At 69.7% G+C, this 16,567-nt stretch carries 20 protein-coding genes; 17 read left to right on the top strand and 3 right to left on the bottom strand.

Going from position 1 to position 16,567, the window contains the following annotated elements; all coding sequences use genetic code 11:
• Positions 1 to 22 precede the first annotated feature (22 nt).
• Positions 23 to 328, bottom strand: coding sequence for a PLD nuclease N-terminal domain-containing protein (locus BXA11_RS30205; RefSeq protein WP_167769286.1), 306 nt, complete (start codon positions 326 to 328; stop codon positions 23 to 25).
• Between the two features lie 382 nt (positions 329 to 710).
• Here BXA11_RS30205 and BXA11_RS30200 point away from each other — a divergent pair, with 382 nt between their 5' ends.
• Positions 711 to 1,436, top strand: a complete 726-nt coding sequence (locus BXA11_RS30200) for a hypothetical protein (RefSeq protein ID WP_076440110.1) — start codon at positions 711 to 713, stop codon at positions 1,434 to 1,436.
• A 9-nt stretch (positions 1,437 to 1,445) separates the two neighbouring features.
• Positions 1,446 to 1,682, top strand: a complete 237-nt coding sequence (locus BXA11_RS30195) for a hypothetical protein (RefSeq protein WP_030506849.1) — start codon at positions 1,446 to 1,448, stop codon at positions 1,680 to 1,682.
• Between the two features lie 114 nt (positions 1,683 to 1,796).
• On the opposite strand, the gene BXA11_RS30190 is transcribed toward BXA11_RS30195, so the two are convergent.
• The gene (locus BXA11_RS30190) at positions 1,797 to 2,018 is read right to left on the bottom strand and encodes a BldC family transcriptional regulator (RefSeq protein WP_036405550.1); all 222 of its coding nucleotides are present in this window, start codon (positions 2,016 to 2,018) and stop codon (positions 1,797 to 1,799) included.
• A gap of 259 nt (positions 2,019 to 2,277) precedes the next feature.
• On the opposite strand from BXA11_RS30190, the gene BXA11_RS30185 reads away from it, so the two are divergent.
• Positions 2,278 to 2,487 (top strand): DUF4229 domain-containing protein, encoded by a 210-nt coding sequence (locus BXA11_RS30185; RefSeq protein WP_030506850.1) that lies wholly within the window; start codon positions 2,278 to 2,280, stop codon positions 2,485 to 2,487.
• Here the strand turns inward: BXA11_RS30185 and BXA11_RS30180 are convergent.
• Entirely contained in the window at positions 2,484 to 3,731 is a 1,248-nt protein-coding gene (locus tag BXA11_RS30180) for a hypothetical protein (protein WP_076439978.1), read from the bottom strand. The genes BXA11_RS30185 and BXA11_RS30180 overlap by 4 nt on opposite strands.
• Positions 3,732 to 3,832: 101 nt before the next feature.
• Between BXA11_RS30180 and BXA11_RS30175 the strand changes: the two genes are divergently transcribed.
• The 14 genes from BXA11_RS30175 (at position 3,833) to nuoK (ending at position 16,566) form a co-directional block, all read left to right on the top strand.
• The gene (locus tag BXA11_RS30175; protein ID WP_030506852.1) at positions 3,833 to 4,555 is read left to right on the top strand and encodes a demethylmenaquinone methyltransferase; all 723 of its coding nucleotides are present in this window, start codon (positions 3,833 to 3,835) and stop codon (positions 4,553 to 4,555) included.
• 162 nt (positions 4,556 to 4,717) lie between these two features.
• The gene (locus BXA11_RS30170; RefSeq protein ID WP_204053515.1) at positions 4,718 to 5,971 is read left to right on the top strand and encodes a geranylgeranyl reductase family protein; all 1,254 of its coding nucleotides are present in this window, start codon (positions 4,718 to 4,720) and stop codon (positions 5,969 to 5,971) included.
• Positions 5,968 to 6,141, top strand: a complete 174-nt coding sequence (locus tag BXA11_RS43360) for a hypothetical protein (protein ID WP_159454859.1) — start codon at positions 5,968 to 5,970, stop codon at positions 6,139 to 6,141. Before BXA11_RS30170 ends, BXA11_RS43360 begins: the two co-directional genes overlap by 4 nt.
• Positions 6,142 to 6,143: 2 nt before the next feature.
• On the top strand, positions 6,144 to 6,503 hold the full coding sequence (locus tag BXA11_RS30165; protein WP_030506854.1) for an NADH-quinone oxidoreductase subunit A: 360 nt from the start codon (positions 6,144 to 6,146) through the stop codon (positions 6,501 to 6,503).
• Between the two features lie 2 nt (positions 6,504 to 6,505).
• On the top strand, positions 6,506 to 7,057 hold the full coding sequence (locus BXA11_RS30160; RefSeq protein ID WP_030506855.1) for a NuoB/complex I 20 kDa subunit family protein: 552 nt from the start codon (positions 6,506 to 6,508) through the stop codon (positions 7,055 to 7,057).
• Positions 7,054 to 7,719 carry an NADH-quinone oxidoreductase subunit C gene (locus BXA11_RS30155; RefSeq protein WP_030506856.1) on the top strand — a complete coding sequence of 222 codons (666 nt, stop codon included), beginning with the start codon at positions 7,054 to 7,056 and terminating at the stop codon, positions 7,717 to 7,719. Before BXA11_RS30160 ends, BXA11_RS30155 begins: the two co-directional genes overlap by 4 nt.
• A 49-nt stretch (positions 7,720 to 7,768) precedes the next feature.
• Positions 7,769 to 9,097 (top strand): NADH-quinone oxidoreductase subunit D, encoded by a 1,329-nt coding sequence (locus BXA11_RS30150; protein WP_076440108.1) that lies wholly within the window; start codon positions 7,769 to 7,771, stop codon positions 9,095 to 9,097.
• On the top strand, positions 9,094 to 9,765 hold the full coding sequence (gene nuoE, locus BXA11_RS30145; protein WP_030506858.1) for an NADH-quinone oxidoreductase subunit NuoE: 672 nt from the start codon (positions 9,094 to 9,096) through the stop codon (positions 9,763 to 9,765). Before BXA11_RS30150 ends, nuoE begins: the two co-directional genes overlap by 4 nt.
• A gap of 49 nt (positions 9,766 to 9,814) precedes the next feature.
• Positions 9,815 to 11,101 (top strand): NADH-quinone oxidoreductase subunit NuoF, encoded by a 1,287-nt coding sequence (gene nuoF, locus BXA11_RS30140; RefSeq protein ID WP_030506859.1) that lies wholly within the window; start codon positions 9,815 to 9,817, stop codon positions 11,099 to 11,101.
• A gap of 38 nt (positions 11,102 to 11,139) precedes the next feature.
• A complete protein-coding gene (locus BXA11_RS30135) occupies positions 11,140 to 13,494 on the top strand; it encodes an NADH-quinone oxidoreductase subunit G (RefSeq protein ID WP_239104878.1) in 2,355 nt (784 codons plus the stop codon).
• A complete protein-coding gene (gene nuoH, locus BXA11_RS30130) occupies positions 13,491 to 14,852 on the top strand; it encodes an NADH-quinone oxidoreductase subunit NuoH (protein ID WP_030506861.1) in 1,362 nt (453 codons plus the stop codon). The genes BXA11_RS30135 and nuoH overlap by 4 nt, the downstream gene beginning before the upstream one ends.
• The gene (gene nuoI, locus BXA11_RS30125; RefSeq protein ID WP_030506862.1) at positions 14,839 to 15,354 is read left to right on the top strand and encodes an NADH-quinone oxidoreductase subunit NuoI; all 516 of its coding nucleotides are present in this window, start codon (positions 14,839 to 14,841) and stop codon (positions 15,352 to 15,354) included. The genes nuoH and nuoI overlap by 14 nt, the downstream gene beginning before the upstream one ends.
• Entirely contained in the window at positions 15,347 to 16,273 is a 927-nt protein-coding gene (locus BXA11_RS30120; RefSeq protein ID WP_036405554.1) for an NADH-quinone oxidoreductase subunit J, read from the top strand. Before nuoI ends, BXA11_RS30120 begins: the two co-directional genes overlap by 8 nt.
• On the top strand, positions 16,270 to 16,566 hold the full coding sequence (nuoK, locus tag BXA11_RS30115; protein WP_030506864.1) for an NADH-quinone oxidoreductase subunit NuoK: 297 nt from the start codon (positions 16,270 to 16,272) through the stop codon (positions 16,564 to 16,566). Before BXA11_RS30120 ends, nuoK begins: the two co-directional genes overlap by 4 nt.
• The last annotated feature ends 1 nt before the right edge of the window (position 16,567 follow it).

Genomic DNA, 16,567 nt, shown 5'->3' with positions numbered 1-16,567 from the left:
AGGGGCGGCGCCTGAGGGGGAATCAGTCCTCGTCGCGCAGGCGCCGCTCCAGGCTGCGCAGGAACTCGGGGTCGTCGTCGGGGCCGCGGGGCATGTCGCCGCTCTGGGCCCACCCGCCGCCGCCCGCCGCGTACATGGCGTGCCGGGCACTACGGGGGCGACCCACGAGGAGCCAGGTCAGCGCGCCCACGTCCGCCAGGAAGATCACGATGAGGACCCACATGAACTTGGGGAGGTTGCGGACGTCCTCCTCGGGGGTCGTGATCACGTCGAACAGGCAGTAAAGCCAGAGGGCAAGCAGCGCCAGGCCGATAATCACGCTAGGCATGCCCACACGGTAAGCCATACCGGCGACTGATCGTGTCGGCCATCGGGGTGACGGGGACGGTCCGGCATCGTACGGTGGACCGGTACACGGCATGGCGGGAACGCGGAGCCTGACGAGGGGTGCGATGGCGGAGCCGGGCGACAGGGGCCGCCACCGGCGGGGGTCGCGGTGGTGGCAGCGAGGGCCCTATTGGTCCTCCCACCGCCGTAGTGACCTCCCGGAACGCCCTCCCGACCGGGTCTCCGACCGAGCCGCCGACCATATGGCGGAATGGACCCAGGACCGGCCCTCAGATCGGTCCGCGGAACGCTCGCAGGGTCGGCGCGCTCAGTGGGAGGCGCAGTGGGGCGCCGACTGGCCCGGCTGGCCGCCGGAGCAGCCGGTGGACCGGGTCTACACCGTGACGGCGCCCGTGGTGGACGACCGGCCGCACTACATCTGGCAGGACTTCGAGCTCGACGACCTCCCGACGCGGGCCGCGCCCCACTCTCCCGACGCGCCCGACCTGCGGGACGGCAGGCGGCACTGCGGGCCGCTGGAGCGCATCCTGCACCGCGAGTGGGACGCCGCGGAAGGACCGCCCTCGGCCGACGCCGTGCGGGCCGTGGACAGCCTGGCGAGCCTGCCCGAGCAACTCAAGACCAAGCTCGCCATCGGGCTCGAAGGCATCTATGTCGGGCGCGGCGGGGTGCCCGACCTGGACGACATGGGCTACCTGCGCGGCGCGCCGCTGCCGTCGGGACGGGCCACCTGGGACATCTGCGCCGGCGCGTACGGCGACCGCAAGATCGTGGTGGGGGACCGGCCGTCGCCGACGCCGGACGTGATGATGCACGAAGTCGGACACGCGCTGGACGACGTGGACGCCGGTCCTGGAGAGTGGGTCTCGGACTCTCCCGAGTTCGCGGCGCTCTACGAGGAGTGCCTGCCGCTGTTCGCGTCGTCGTTCCACCGGCAGCCCGGCGGCCTGGGGCGCAAGGAGTTCTTCGCCGACGCGTTCGCGGCGATCGCGTCCCGGCAGCGTCCGGCCCTTGTCGACATGCTGGGCGGCGACACGAGGACCGCCCTCAACGTCATGCTCTTCTTCAACCGGCGTTACGGAATCTAGGTGATTCGGATGTACGTGATCCGGCTCGGCGACGGCACGCTGCGCGTGCCCAGGTCACTCACCACCGATGACGGGCGCCTCATCGGCAACGCGTACGTGGAGGTCGCGCCGGGAGAACCGGACTACGAACGCTGGCTGGCGGAGTCGATCACCGAGGAGGAGGACGCCGAGCGGCGGCGCCGCTGGCGTGAGGGTGACGACGCGTTGGAGCAGGCGTTCCTGGCCTTCAAGGCGGAGCAGGACTGACGTTCCCGGCAAGGGAGCAGGACAGGCCGGGGACGCAGACTCGACGGTGGGGCTGACTCCGGTGACCCTGCGGCGTCCGGGTAGCGCGCAGGATCACCCGGTGCTGGTACTGCGTCAGACTCGCGGGGAGTCGCCGTTCGGCCGTTCGGCCGTGAAGACGTCCTCACCGCGAAGGAGGGCGTGCACTTCCGATTCACGGAATCGCCTGTGCCCCCCGGGGGTACGGATGCTGCTGATACGCCCGGCCGCGGCCCAACGGGTCACGGTCTTCGGGTCGACCCTGAAGAGAGCGGCAACCTCTCCAGGAGTCAGCAGTCGCTCGCTGCTACTCTCCACAATCTCTCCCCCTCGCGTCCCGCGTCCTGCAGCGGGCGGACAGGTAACCAGTGTGCCGAGCGAAGCCTGATTTATCCGTGGTTTTCGCAGAAGATCACGGGTTGTTACCGGCTCAGTGCCCGATTGTTATATGATAGAGCCTCTTTGGGGCGCTCATGGGTGTTTCTTTACAAAAGCGCCTTGTTGTGAACACTAGCAGTGCCCGCAGCAGATGCGAAGAGAGACCGGCGCGTCGTGAGAGTGACGTAACCTCGACGCTGTGCATCCGGTTGTCGTTTACACCCTTTCGCGCCTCGGCCTGTTCGCTGTGGCCCTCGGCGTCCTGTATCTCGTCGGCCTGCGGTCGTTCCCACTCCTCCTGCTCGCGGTCCTGGTCAGCGGCCTGGCCAGCTACGTGCTGCTGACCAAACAGCGCGACGCGGTGAGCGAGCGCATCGCCGCGAAACGGCGGGAGGCGGGGAAGAACTAGGTCGCCGGGAACATGCCGACGCGGGCATGGTACTCATGCCCGAGCTCCGTCGTGTCGCTTCCCACCAAAAGACCTGTCTTTACGGTCAGGAAGGCCTTTACCCCGATTCCCCTTTCCCGCGTGGGGTTCCAGCGCAGCGCCCTGCCCGTGGCGGGGTTGATCGCCCCGATGCCGGGCCGGGAGACCGCTCCGGCGCCGGCCGTGTCGGCGCCCTTCGGGTTGTCCAGCCAGCGCTGGTGTCCGCCCACGTAGACGGCGGACCCCGAGACCGCGACCGCGTACAGGGAGTCCCCCCCGGTGCGGTTCACCCAGGTCGGACGGACCGCCTCGCCCTTCGCGTACGTCTCGAACCTGGCGGCCGAGTCGCACAGCTTCGAGGTGCCGCGCGCCGCCCCGCCCGTCGTGACGACCACGAAGTAGCGCCCGTCCGGAGACAGGTCGAGCCCTCGCACGTACGACGGGAAGTTCGGCTTGCACGCCGGGGCGTACGCCTCGGTGCGCCAGCCGGCCACCCGCCCGGTCGTCAGGTCGATCACGCCGAGCTGTGGGCGGCGCAGGCCGTCCAGGGTCGAGAACGAGCCGTCCACCACTAAGCGGTCGCGGACGGCCGCCATGGCGTAGATCCCGGGATCGCCGTGGCGCCCGTCGCCGGGGGTGACGGTGAACCGGGGGTCCACCGCGCCGGTCTCGGCGTCCACGCGGGCCAGCGCGGTGCGCGGGCTGCGGCCGACCCTGCTGAAGTCGCCGCCGACGTACAGCGCCTGGCCCAGCCGCACGAGGCTGGTGACCTTTCCGCCGTAGACGGGGGCGGCGAAATCCTCGACGGGAGCGCCGTCGGCCACGCTGAGGCGGACCAGGCCGCGGTAGGGAGCGCCGAACGCGCCACCCACGTAGACCGTGTCGCCGGGACCGGCGGCCAGTGCGGCCACGGGCCCATCGAGGTCCGGCGCGAAGTCGGGCAGGACGCGCCCGGTGTAGAGGTCGAAGGCGAAGACGTTCGACCGTGGCAGGTCCTCCCCGCCCCGGGCCTCGCGGACCGCGCTGAACTCGCCGCCCACGACGACGGTGCGGCCGACCAGCGCGAACGCGTTGACGATGCCGTCCAGCACGTGCGGAGTGGTGTTGACCGGGTTCTCCGAGACCACGCGGGGCTGTGGCGTCCCCGCGGACGCCGCGACGGTGGGGACGACGGCGGCAAAGGTGACGAGCGATGCGACTGGGAGCAGTGCGGTGGTGACGCGCATTCCCCAATTTCTAGCAGACGCAGCGTAATCGATGAACTACGTTCCGCTCATCCGGTGGCGGCGATGAGGGGGCACGCCCTTCGCGGCCTAGGCTTGCGTGCATGACGCGCGCATCGCTGGACAAGCAGCCGCACGAGGTCGCCGCGATGTTCGATCGCACGGCCCGGCGCTACGACCTTGTCAACGACGTCCTCTCGCTCGGCCAGGACCGCCTGTGGCGGAAGTCCACGGCGGCGGCGATCGACGCGGGGCCGGGTGAGCTGGTCCTCGACCTCGCCGCGGGCACCGGCACCTCGACCGACGCGTTCACCGCGCTCGGGGCGCGGGCGATCGCGTGCGACTTCTCGCTGGGCATGCTCCGCACCGGCGTCGAGCGGCGCGGCGGCTCCGGCCTGTACGGCGGGGGCGTGCGCGGGGTGACGTTCGTCGCGGGCGACGCGCTGCGCCTGCCGTTCCGCGACGAGACGTTCGACGCGGTGACGATCTCCTTCGGCCTGCGCAACGTGGCCGACACCGAGCACGCGCTGCGCGAGATGCTGCGGGTGACCCGCTCGGGTGGCAGGCTGGTGATCTGCGAGTTCTCCCGGCCGACGCCGAAGTCGTTCGACCTCGTCTATTCGCAGTACCTGATGAAGCTGCTGCCGCCGGTGGCCCGGATGGTCAGCTCGAACCCCGATTCGTACGAGTACCTCGCCGAGTCGATTCGGGCGTGGCCCGATCAGGAGTCGCTGGCGGGAATCATTCAGAAGGCCGGCTGGCGGAAGGTGGCCTGGCGCAACCTCACGCTCGGCATCGTGGCCCTGCATCGGGCGGTCAAAGCGTAATGAGACGTGCTTGGCCATACCCCTCTGACACTGTGCGCCGGGAAGGGGTTAGACTGCGGCGCGACAGTTTGTGAAGTTGTTCACAAAGGCACGAAGGTCTAAACCAATTCGAGGCCTTCCTTCCCTGGAACGGATAGGTCCCCCGTGAGCGAGCAAGCCCGCGTGACGCGGAGAGATGTCGACGCCGACGTCATCGTCGTCGGTGCGGGTCCCGCGGGTGCGACGACGGCTTTCCACCTCGCCCGCGCCGGTCTCGACGTGCTGCTTCTGGAGAAGACGCGCTTCCCGCGCGAGAAGGTCTGCGGTGACGGGCTGACCCCGCGCGCGGTCAAGGAACTCGTCGCCATGGGCGTCGACATCGACGCGCCCGGCTGGGTCAGGAACAAGGGGCTGCGCGTCTACGGCGGCGGTGTGCGCCTCGAACTCGACTGGCCCGAGCTGTCGAGCTACCCCGACTTCGGCCTCGTGCGCACCCGCGCCGACTTCGACCAGATCCTCGCCAGGCACGCCGAGCGCGCGGGGGTCCGGCTGCGCGAGGGCGTGAACGTTACAGGCCCGCTGCTCGACGAGCGCAGCGGCCACATCGTGGGCGTGACGGCCAAAACGGACGGCGAAGAGGTGTCCTATCGCTCGCGGCTCGTGGTGGCGGCCGACGGCAACTCGACCCGGCTGTCGCTCACGATGGGCCTGCACAAGCGCGAGGACCGCCCGATGGGTGTGGCGGTGCGCACCTACTACAAGAGCCCCCGGCACGACGACGACTACCTGGAGACGTGGCTCGAACTGTGGGACGGCGAGCGACTGCTCCCCGGCTACGGCTGGATCTTCCCCGTCGGCGACGGCACCTCCAACGTCGGCCTCGGCCTGCTGAACACCAGCGACGCGTTCAAGAACATCGACTATCGCGACCTGCTGCGGCGCTGGATGAAGAACACGCCGGCGGAGTGGGGCTTCGCCGAAGAGAACATGACGGGCCCGATCAGGGGCGCCGCGCTGCCGATGGGCTTCAACCGGCAGCCGCACTACACCCGCGGGCTGGTGCTGGTGGGCGACGCCGGCGGGTCGATCAACCCGTTCAACGGCGAGGGCATCGCGTACGCCATGGAGACCGGCAGGACCGCGGCCGAGGTGATCGTCCAGGCGCTGTCCCGGCCGACGCCCGCCCAGCGTGAGCGCGTATTACTCGCCTACCCGCGTATCCTCAAAGACGCCCATGGGGGATACTTCACCCTCGGCCGCCTGTTCGTCGAGGCGATCGGGAGGCCGGGAGTGATGAGCTTCGCCACCCGGCACGGGATGCCCCATCCCACCCTGATGAGATTCGCCTTCAAGCTGCTCGCTAATCTCACAGACCGGCGGGGCGACGTCTCCGACCGCATAATCAACGCCCTGTCGAAGGTGGCTCCGCCATCATGACCGAAGCCAGCATGACGCGAACCCGCACGATGCGAACCCGCATGACTGAAGCCCGCATGACCGAGACGACGCGCACAGCGCCGCCGGCCCCGAAGACGGCCGTGCGGCCGGCCGCGCTCTCCGGCATTCTCGTGATCGCCCAAATTCACCGAGTTAGCGAGGACATGTAGCCATGGAGCTGTATGTGCCGATCGTGGTGCTCGCGGTCCTCGCGGCGGGATTCGCCGTGTTCTCCGTGGGCATTGCACCCTTCACCGGGCCGAAGCGCTGGAACCGCGCGAAACTGGACGCCTACGAGTGCGGCATCGAGCCCACTCCGCAGCCGGTCGGCGGCGGCCGCTTCCCGCTGAAGTACATGATCACCGCGATGCTGTTCATCGTGTTCGACATCGAGATCATCTTCCTCTATCCGTGGGCGGTGGCCTTCGACAAACTCGGCGTGTTCGGGCTCGTCGAGATGGTGCTGTTCATCGTCACCGTCCTCGTGGCGTACGCCTATGTGTGGCGGCGTCGCGGCCTCGATTGGGATTAGTCATGGGTCTTGAAGAGAAACTCCCGAGCGGGTTCGTCCTCACCACCGTCGAGCAGGTGGCCGGATGGGCCCGGAAGAACTCCGTCTGGCCTGCGACCTTCGGTCTCGCCTGCTGCGCCATCGAGCTGATGGCCACCGGTGGCCCGAACCACGACCTGGCCCGCTTCGGCATGGAGCGCGCGTCCGCGTCGCCGCGGCAGGCCGACCTGATGATCGTGGCCGGCCGGCTGTCGCAGAAGATGGCGCCGGTCCTCCGCCAGATCTACGACCAGATGGCCGAGCCCAAGTGGGTCATCGCGATGGGCGTGTGCGCGTCCAGCGGCGGCATGTTCAACAACTACGCCATCGTGCAGGGCGTGGACCACGTGGTGCCGGTCGACATCTACCTGCCCGGCTGCCCGCCGCGCCCGGAGATGCTGATCGACGCCATCGTGAAGCTGCACGACAAGATTCAGAACATGAAGTTCGGCGCGCACCGCGAGAAGCAGATCGAGGAGCTGGAGCTCCAGGCGCTGCGCACGCTGCCGCTGATCGACCAGGGGGCCGGGAAGTGACCACCGAGAACCTGCCCGGGCTGCCCGAGGAGCCCGTCGCCCGCAAGGGCATGTTCGGCGTCAAGGACAGCGGCGACACCTCCGGCTACAACCGCCTGGTCGTCCGCCGCGCGCCGAAGCTGTCCAGCAGCCGGCCGTACGGGTCGTACTTCGACGAGGTGGCCGACGCGCTGGAGCCGGCGTTCGCCGACGCCATCGAGCGCGTGGTCGTCGACCGCGGCGAGGTCACCTTCCACGTGCGGCGCGAGCGCCTGCCCGAGGTGATGCAGCACCTGCGCGACGACGCCGCGCTGCGGTTCGAGCTGTCGCTCGGCGTCTCGGGTGTGCACTACCCCGAGGAGACCGGCGCGGAGCTGCACGCCGTCTACCACCTGTGCTCCATCACGCACAACCGGCGCGTCCGGGTGGAGGTCTCCTGCCCCGACGCCGACCCGCACATCCCCTCCACGGTTCAGGTCTACCCCACGCACGACTGGCATGAGCGCGAGACGTACGACTTCTTCGGAATCGTCTTCGACGGCCACCCGGCGCTGACCCGGATCGAGATGCCGGATGACTGGGAGGGGCACCCGCAGCGCAAGGACTACCCGCTCGGCGGGATCCCGGTCGAGTACCGCGGCGCCGAGGTCCCCGCGCCGGACCGGAGGAGGTCGTACTCGTGAGCATCCGCGGCGACCTGCACGAGTGGACGAGCGCAGCGAGGAGAGCGTCGTGAGCACCACCGAGACCGCCACCGAGACCCAGGGCCGGATCTACGACGTCGCCGGTCAGGACTGGGACGAGCTGGTCAAGACCGTCAGCGAGTCGGCCGACGAGCGCCTGGTCGTCAACATGGGCCCGCAGCACCCGTCGACCCACGGCGTGCTCCGGCTCGTGCTGACCCTCGACGGCGAGACCGTGACCGAGGCCCGCACGGTGATCGGCTACCTGCACACCGGCATCGAGAAGAACATGGAGTATCGGACGTGGACCCAGGGGGTCACGTTCGTCACCCGCATGGACTACCTCGCGCCGATCTTCAACGAGACCGCCTACTGCATGGGCGTCGAGAAGCTTCTGGGGATCACCGACAGGATCCCGGACCGGGCGCAGGCCATCCGGGTCCTGACGATGGAGCTCACCCGGATCTCCTCGCACCTGGTCGCGATCGCGACGTACGGCCTGGAGCTGGGCGCGACCACGCCGATGCTGTTCGGCTTCCGCGAGCGCGAGATGGTGCTCGACCTGATGGAGTACATCACCGGCCTGCGGATGAACATGGCGTACGTCCGGCCGGGCGGCGTCAGCGTCGACCTGCCGGCCGGCGCGGTCGACAAGATCGGTGAGTTCCTCAAGATCATGCCGGGGCGGATCAAGGAGATGCGCAAGCTCCTCGACGCGAACCCGGTCTACACCCGGCGCACCAAGGACGTGGCCTACCTCGACCTCACCGGCTGCATGGCGCTGGGCGTCACCGGGCCGATGCTGCGCGCCGCCGGCCTGCCGTGGGACCTGCGCAAGTCGCAGCCCTACTGCGGCTACGAGACGTACGATTTCGACGTGCCGACGCAGAACACCTGCGACGTGTACGGCCGCTACCTCGTCCGAATGGCCGAGATGGAGGAGTCCCTCAAGATCATCGAGCAGGCGCTCGACCGCCTGTCCGGCCCGCTCAAGGGCGGCCCGGTGATGATCGAGGACAAGAAGATCGGCTGGCCGTCGCAGCTCGCGCTCGGCCCCGACGGCCTCGGCAACTCGCCCGACCACATCGCCCACATCATGGGCAGCTCCATGGAGGCCCTGATCCACCACTTCAAGCTGGTGACCGAGGGCTTCCGGGTGCCGGCGGGGCAGGCGTACGCCTCGGTCGAGTCGCCGCGCGGCGAGCTCGGCGCGCACGTGGTCAGCGACGGCGGCACCCGGCCCTACCGGGTCCACTTCCGCGACCCGTCGTTCACGAACCTGCAGGCGGTGCCCGCGACGTGCGAGGGCGGCATGGTCGCCGACGTCATCTCAGCGGTCGCCTCGATCGACCCGGTCATGGGAGGTGTGGACCGATGACGTACTCGCCCGAGGTCCGCGAGCGTCTGGAGACGGACGCCAAGGAGATCATCGGCCGCTACCCCCGGCCGCGTTCGGCGCTGCTGCCGCTGCTGCACCTGGTTCAGTCGGAGGACGGCTACGTCTCCGACGACGGCCAGGAGTTCTGCGCCGAGATGCTGGGCCTGTCCAAGGCCGAGGTCGTCGGCGTGGCGACCTTCTACACCATGTACAAGCGCAAGCCGGCCGGCGAGTACAACGTCGGCGTCTGCATCAACACGCTGTGCGCGGTCATGGGCGGCGACCGGATCTGGGAAGAGCTCAGCGAGCACGTGGGCGTCGGCCACGACGAGACCACCGGGGACGGCAAGATCACGCTGGAGCGGCTGGAGTGCAACGCCGCCTGCGACTTCGCGCCGGTCATGATGGTCAACTGGGAGTTCTTCGACAACCAGACCCCGGAGTCGGCCAAGCAGCTCGTCGACGACCTGCGCGCGGGCAAGGAGGTCGCGCCCACCCGCGGCCCGGGCCGGCTGTGCACGTTCAAGGAGGCGTCCCGGGTCCTCGCCGGGCTGCCCGACGGCCTGGCCGGTGACGGCCCGTCGGCCGCCGGCCCGTCGCTGGAGGGCCTGAAGATCGCCAAGGCCAACGGCTGGGAGGCCCCCAAGGCCGAGGGGAGCGAGAAGTGACGACGCGGACGAGCGGCCCGCGCAGCGAACGAGGAGCGGTGAGCGACCGATGACAACGCTGACTCCAGTCCTCACCAGGAACTGGGACCAGGCGGACTCGTTCACCCTCGACGGGTACGGCGAGTACGCGGCAGCCAAGAAGGCCCTGGGCATGGACCCGGACGCCGTCATCCAGGCGGTGAAGGACTCCGGCCTGCGCGGCCGCGGCGGCGCGGGCTTCCCCACGGGCATGAAGTGGGGCTTCATCCCGCAGGGCGACGGCAAGGCCCACTACCTCGTGGTCAACGCCGACGAGTCGGAGCCGGGGACCTGCAAGGACATCCCGCTCATGATGGCCAACCCGCACGCGCTGGTCGAGGGCGTGATCATCGCGTCCTACGCCATCCGGGCCAACTACGCGTTCATCTACGTCCGCGGCGAGGTGCTCCACGTCATCCGCCGGGTGCAGGCCGCGGTCCGGGAGGCGTACGAGAAGGGCTACCTCGGGACCGACATCCTCGGCTCGGGCTACGACCTCGAACTCGTCGTGCACAGCGGCGCGGGGGCCTACATCTGCGGCGAGGAGACCGCGCTGCTCGACTCGCTGGAGGGCTACCGCGGCCAGCCCCGGCTCAAGCCGCCGTTCCCGGCGGTCGCCGGCCTGTACGCCTCCCCGACGGTGGTCAACAACGTCGAGTCGATCGCGAGCGTGCCGAGCATCATCGCCAACGGCGCCGACTGGTTCGCCGGGATGGGCACCGAGAAGTCCAAGGGCTTCGGCATCTTCTCGCTGTCGGGCCACGTGACCCGGCCGGGCCAGTACGAGGCCCCGCTGGGCATCACGCTGCGCGAGCTGCTCGACATGGCGGGCGGCATCCGCGAGGGCCACGAGCTGAAGTTCTGGACGCCGGGAGGCTCCTCGACGCCGATCTTCACGGCCGAGCACCTCGACGTGCCGCTCGACTTCGAGTCGGTCGGGGCCAAGGGCTCGATGCTGGGCACCCGCGCCCTGCAGATCTTCGACGAGACGACCTGCGTGGTGCGGGCCGTCCTGCGCTGGACCGAGTTCTACGCGCACGAGTCCTGCGGCAAGTGCACCCCGTGCCGTGAGGGCACCTACTGGCTCAAGCAGGTGCTCAAGCGGCTGGAGAAGGGCCAGGGATCCGAGGAGGACCTGGCCACGATCACCGACATCGCCGACAACATCCTGGGCCGTTCGTTCTGCGCCCTCGGCGACGGCGCGACGAGCCCGATCCACTCGTCGGTGAAGCAGTTCCGCGACGAATACCTCAAGCACTTCGAGATCGGCGGCTGCCCGTTCGATCCCGCCGCTTCCACGGTGTGGGGGTCCAAGTGACAGTTCAGACGACGCAGCCGGAGCAGCCGGTCGTGGACATGGTCACCCTGACCATCGACGGCTTCCAGATCAGCGTCCCCAAGGGCACGCTGATCATCCGGGCCGCGGAGCTGCTGGGGATCCAGATCCCCCGGTTCTGCGACCACCCGCTGCTCTCGCCGGCGGCCAACTGCCGCCAGTGCCTGGTCGACATCCCCGACGCGGGCAACGGCCGCGGCTTCCCCAAGCCGCAGCCGTCCTGCGCGATCGAGGTCGCCGAGGGCATGGTGGTCAAGACGCAGCTCACCTCGCCGGTGGCCGAGAAGGCCCAGCGCGGCGTGATGGAGATGCTGCTGCTGAACCACCCGCTCGACTGCCCGGTCTGCGACAAGGGCGGCGAGTGCCCCCTGCAGAACCAGGCCATGTCGAACGGCCAGGGCGAGAGCCGGTTCGTCGAGCAGAAGCGCACGTTCGAGAAGCCGATCCCGCTGTCGAGCGAGGTGCTGCTCGACCGCGAGCGCTGCATCCAGTGCGCGCGCTGCATCCGCTTCTCCGAGCAGATCGCCGGTGACCCGCTCATCGACTTCTTCGAGCGCGGGGCCAAGGAGCAGGTGGGCGTCGCCGACGGCGAGCCGTTCCAGTCCTACTTCTCGGGCAACACCATCCAGATCTGCCCGGTGGGCGCGCTGACCGGCGCGGCCTACCGGTTCCGCTCCCGCCCGTTCGACCTGGTCTCCACGCCGAGCGCGTGCGAGCACTGCGCGTCGGGCTGCTCGCTGCGCACCGACCACCGCCGCGGCAAGGTCACCCGCCGCCTGGCCGGCGACGACCCGCAGGTCAACGAGGAGTGGAACTGCGACAAGGGCCGCTGGGCCTTCACCTACGCCACCGCGCCCGACCGCCTGCGGTCGCCGCTGGTCCGTGACGAGAGCGGCAAGCTCGTCCCGACCTCCTGGCCGGACGCCCTGGCCGTCGCCGCCGAGGGTCTGCTGCGGGCCCGGGGCAAGGCCGGTGTGCTGGTCGGCGGGCGGCTCACCGTCGAGGACGCCTACGCGTACAGCAAGTTCGCCAGGATCGCCCTCGGCACCAACGACATCGACTTCCGGGCCCGCCCGCACTCCGAGGAGGAGACGCGGTTCCTCGCCCACGCCGTGGCCGGCAAGGGCATCGAGGTCTCCTACGCCGACCTGGAGACGGCCCCGGCCGTGCTCCTGGCCGGGTTCGAGCCCGAGGAGGAGTCGCCCATCGTCTTCCTGCGCCTGCGCAAGGCGGCGCGCAAGCGGGGCCTGAAGGTCTACTCGCTCGCGCCGTTCGCCACGCCGGGCCTGGCCAAGATGAAGGGCACGCTGATCCGCACCGCGCCCGGCGCCGAGGCCGAGGCGCTCGGCGACCTCATCGGCGGCGACCTGCTGCCCGCGGGCACGATCGTCCTCGCCGGCGAGCGGCTCGCCACCGCCCCCGGCGCCCTGTCCGCGCTCGTACGGCTCACGCAGGCCACCGGCGCCAGGCTCGCCTGGGTGCCGCGCCGGGCCGGTGAGCGCGGCGCGCTGGAGGCGGGCGCCCTGCCGGGGCTGCTGCCGATCGGCCGCCCGGCCGGCGACGAGAGCGCCCGCGCGGAGGTCGCCAGGGTCTGGGGCGTCGCCTCGCTGCCCGGGACGCCCGGCCGCGACACCGCCGGCATCATCGAGGCCGCGCTGAACGACGAGGTCGACGCGCTGGTCGTGGCGGGCGTGGACCCCTACGACCTGCCCGACCCGGCCAGGGCGCTCGCGGCGCTGGAGAACACGCCGTTCATCGTCAGCCTGGAGATCCGCGCCAGCGCGGTCACCGACCGGGCCGACGTGGTCCTGCCGGTCGCCGCGGTGGCCGAGAAGTCCGGGACATTCGTCGACTGGGAGGGCAGGGGCCGCTCGTTCGGGGTGGCCACGGCCGTCCCGGGGCTGATGAGCGACCTGCGCGCCATCGCCTCGATCGCCGACCAGATGGACGTCCACCTGGGCCTGCCCGACCCCGCCGCCGCCCGGCGCGAGATGGCCGCGCTCGGCGCCTGGAAGGGCACCCGCCCGGTCGCGCCGGCGGTCACCGGCCGCCCGGTCAGGGAGCCGCAGGCGGGCGAGGCCGTGCTGGCGACCTGGCACCTGCTGCTCGACGACGGCCGGATGCAGGACGGCGAGCCCTACCTCGCGGGGACCGCCCGCTCGGTCGCGGCGCTGCTGTCCGAGGCGACGGCCGCCGAGATCGGCGCGGTCGACGGCGGCAAGATCACCATCGGTGACGACGTGGTCGTCCCGGTGCGCGTCGCGGACCTGCCCGACCGTGTCGTGTGGGTGCCGTCCAACTCCGCCGGCCTGTCGGTCACGCGCGACCTGCGCGCGGTCGCCGGAGACGTCGTAACGATCGGGAGCGTCTCGTGAACAACCCCGGACCCACGCTGAGCGACTTCGGCCACGATCCACTGTGGATCACGATCATCAAGGCCGTCGCGATCTTCGTGTTCCTGATGCTGGGCGTGCTGATGGGCGTGTGGACCGAGCGCAAGCTCATCTCGCGCATGCAGCACCGCTACGGCCCCAACCGCGCAGGTAAGTTCGGCCTGCTGCAGACGGTCGCCGACGGCCTGAAGATGGGCCTCAAGGAAGACCTCATGCCGCGCACCGTGGACAAGGTGATCTACTTCCTTGCCCCGGTCATCATCGCCGTCCCGGCCTTCCTCGCCTTCTCCGTCGTGCCGTTCGGGCCGATGGTGTGGATGTTCGGCCACAAGACGCCGCTGCAGCTCACCGACCTGCCGGTCGCGGTCCTGCTGGTCCTGGCCACCGCCTCGATCGGCGTCTACGGCGTCGTGCTCGCCGGGTGGGGCTCCCGGTCGCCGTACGCCGTGCTGGGCGGTCTGCGCTCGGCCGCCCAGGTGGTGTCGTACGAGATCGCGATGGGCCTGTCGTTCGTCGCGGTGTTCCTCCAGGCGGGCACGCTGTCCACCTCGGAGATCGTGGCGAAGCAGGCTAGTGGCGGCACCTGGGACATCCTCGGACTGTCCATCCCGGCGCCGTCCTGGTACGTGGTCTCGCTGATCCCGTCCTTCCTGATCTACGCGATCACGATGCTGGGTGAGACGAACCGCGTGCCCTTCGACCTCCCCGAGGGCGAGGGCGAGCTGGTCGGCGGCTTCCACACCGAGTACTCCTCCTCGCTGAAGTTCGCGATGTTCATGCTCGCCGAGTATGTGAACGTCTTCACGGTCTCGGCGATGGCGATCACGCTGTTCTTCGGCGGCTGGCGGGCCCCGTGGCCGATCTCCCTGTGGGACGGCGCGAACTCCGGCTGGTGGCCGATGCTGTGGTTCTTCATCAAGCTGGTCATCGCCTTCGGCTTCTTCGTCTGGGTCCGCGCCTCGCTGCCGCGGGTCCGGTACGACCAGCTGATGGCCTTCGGCTGGAAGGTGCTGATCCCGCTCAACCTGGCCTGGATCCTCCTGGCCGCCACGTTCAAGGCGCTCCGGATGCCGGACAGCAACCGGGCGATCATCATGACCATCGGTGCTGTGGTCATCATCGGGGCCCTCGCGATCTGGCTGCGGTTCGACACCGTCAACCAGCGCCGCAGGGAGGCCAAGGCCGCCGCGATCGAGGAGGAGTTCGAGCAGCTGCGCGAGGAGCCGTCCGCGGGCGGGTTCCCGGTGCCGCCGCTCGACGCCCCGCATTACCACGGAGCCGTGCCCGCCGCGCGTCTCAATTCCGACGCCGCCAAGGAGGTGACCAGTGGGAGCAACTGATTGGCTGAACCCGATCAAGGGATTCGGCGTCACCTTCCACCACATGTTCAAGAAGCCGGTGACCACCAACTATCCCGAGGAGAAGCGGCCCACCGCGCCGCGTTTCCACGGGCGGCACCAGCTGAACCGGTGGCCCGACGGACTGGAGAAGTGCGTCGGCTGCGAGCTGTGCGCCTGGGCCTGCCCGGCGGACGCCATCTACGTCGAGGGCGGCGACAACACCGACGAGGAGCGTTTCTCGCCGGGTGAGAGGTACGGCCGCGTCTACCAGATCAACTACCTGCGCTGCATCCTCTGCGGGCTGTGCATCGAGGCGTGCCCCACCCGGGCGCTCACGATGACCAACGAGTACGAGCTCGCCGACTCCAGCCGCGAGTCGCTGATCTACACCAAGGAGATGCTCCTCGCGCCGCTCGGACCGGGCATGGAGCAGCCGCCCCACCCGATGCGCCTCGGCGAGACCGAAGAGGACTACTACCGGTTGGGTCGAAGCAATGGGTGAGTCCATCACGTTCTGGGTGCTCGCGGTCATCTCGGTGATCGCGGCGCTCGGACTCGTCTTCAGCCGCAGGGCCGTCTACTCGGCCCTCATGCTCGGCGTCGTCATGCTCTCGCTGGCGGTGCTGTACGCGGTGCAGGACGCTCCGTTCCTGGCGGCGGTGCAGATCATCGTCTACACCGGCGCGGTCATGATGCTGTTCCTGTTCGTGCTCATGCTCGTGGGCGTGGACTCGTCGGACTCCCTCGTGGAGACGATCAGGGGACAGCGGTTCTGGGCCATCGTGGGCGGGCTCGGCTTCGCCGTCCTGCTCACGGCCGGGATCGGCAACGCGGTGGTCGGCTCCGCCAAGGGCCTGACCGCCGCCACGCAGGCGGGCAACGTGCCCTCCCTGGCCGAGCTGATCTTCACGCGCCACGTGTTCGCCTTCGAGGTCACCTCGGCGCTGCTGATCACCGCGGCGCTCGGCGCGATGGTGCTCGCGCACCGGGAGCGCGCCGAGGCCAAGCCGACCCAGAAGGACCTGTCCCGGCAGCGCTTCGTCGCCTTCGGCAGGACGGGCAAGAACCCGGCGCCGCTGCCCGGCCCCGGCACCTACGCCCGGCACAACGCCATCGACATGCCGGCGCTGCTGCCCGACGGGTCGGTCTCTCCGCTGTCGATCAACCGCTACATCGCCCGGTACGAGGAGTCCCAGGGCATCCTGTCTCCCGAGGTCGCCCGGGTGCTGGAGCAGGAGGAGGCCGCGCTGCACGCGAACGGCCACAGCACGCCCACCGTGGCCGAGGAGGCCAGGGACGGCGGCCCCGACACCGAGCCGATGCCCGACGACGGCGTCGGAGACAGTGTCGTGGCGGGCCGGGTCGTCCGCCCGCGCGGTGAGTCCCCGAGGGAGTCCCTGAGCGAGGAGGACGGCAAGTGACCACGCACTACCTGGTGCTCTCCGCGCTGCTGTTCGCCATCGGCGGCGTCGGCGTGCTCGTACGGCGCAACGCCATCGTGGTGTTCATGTGCGTCGAGCTCATGCTCAACGCCTGCAACCTGGCGTTCGTCACCTTCGCCCGGCAGAACGGCAACCTCGACGGCCAGCTCATCGCGTTCTTCGTGATGATCGTGGCCGCCGCCGAGGTGGTCATCGGCCTGGCCATCATCGTGACGATCTTCCGAACCCGCAGGTCCGCGTCGGTCGACGACGTCAGCCTGCTGAAGTACTAAG

Source organism: Microbispora rosea, assembly GCF_900156315.1.
In the GTDB taxonomy this organism is placed as follows: Bacteria; Actinomycetota; Actinomycetes; order Streptosporangiales; family Streptosporangiaceae; genus Microbispora; species Microbispora rosea.
This window is presented reverse-complemented; position numbering and strand designations above follow the sequence as displayed.

What these genes read in the sequence shown, in the direction of transcription:
- BXA11_RS30205 (WP_167769286.1), bottom strand. Translation starts at nt 328, where the DNA reads ATGCCTAGCGTGATTATCGGCCTGGCGCTGCTTGCCCTCTGGCTTTAC.
- BXA11_RS30120 (WP_036405554.1), top strand. Translation starts at nt 15,347, where the DNA reads ATGGGTGAGTCCATCACGTTCTGGGTGCTCGCGGTCATCTCGGTGATC.
- BXA11_RS30165 (WP_030506854.1), top strand. Translation starts at nt 6,144, where the DNA reads ATGGAGCTGTATGTGCCGATCGTGGTGCTCGCGGTCCTCGCGGCGGGA.
- BXA11_RS43360 (WP_159454859.1), top strand. Translation starts at nt 5,968, where the DNA reads ATGACCGAAGCCAGCATGACGCGAACCCGCACGATGCGAACCCGCATG.
- BXA11_RS30175 (WP_030506852.1), top strand. Translation starts at nt 3,833, where the DNA reads ATGACGCGCGCATCGCTGGACAAGCAGCCGCACGAGGTCGCCGCGATG.
- BXA11_RS30135 (WP_239104878.1), top strand. Translation starts at nt 11,140, where the DNA reads ATGGTCACCCTGACCATCGACGGCTTCCAGATCAGCGTCCCCAAGGGC.
- nuoE (WP_030506858.1), top strand. Translation starts at nt 9,094, where the DNA reads ATGACGTACTCGCCCGAGGTCCGCGAGCGTCTGGAGACGGACGCCAAG.
- BXA11_RS30195 (WP_030506849.1), top strand. Translation starts at nt 1,446, where the DNA reads ATGTACGTGATCCGGCTCGGCGACGGCACGCTGCGCGTGCCCAGGTCA.
- BXA11_RS30180 (WP_076439978.1), bottom strand. Translation starts at nt 3,731, where the DNA reads ATGCGCGTCACCACCGCACTGCTCCCAGTCGCATCGCTCGTCACCTTT.
- nuoF (WP_030506859.1), top strand. Translation starts at nt 9,815, where the DNA reads ATGACAACGCTGACTCCAGTCCTCACCAGGAACTGGGACCAGGCGGAC.
- BXA11_RS30160 (WP_030506855.1), top strand. Translation starts at nt 6,506, where the DNA reads ATGGGTCTTGAAGAGAAACTCCCGAGCGGGTTCGTCCTCACCACCGTC.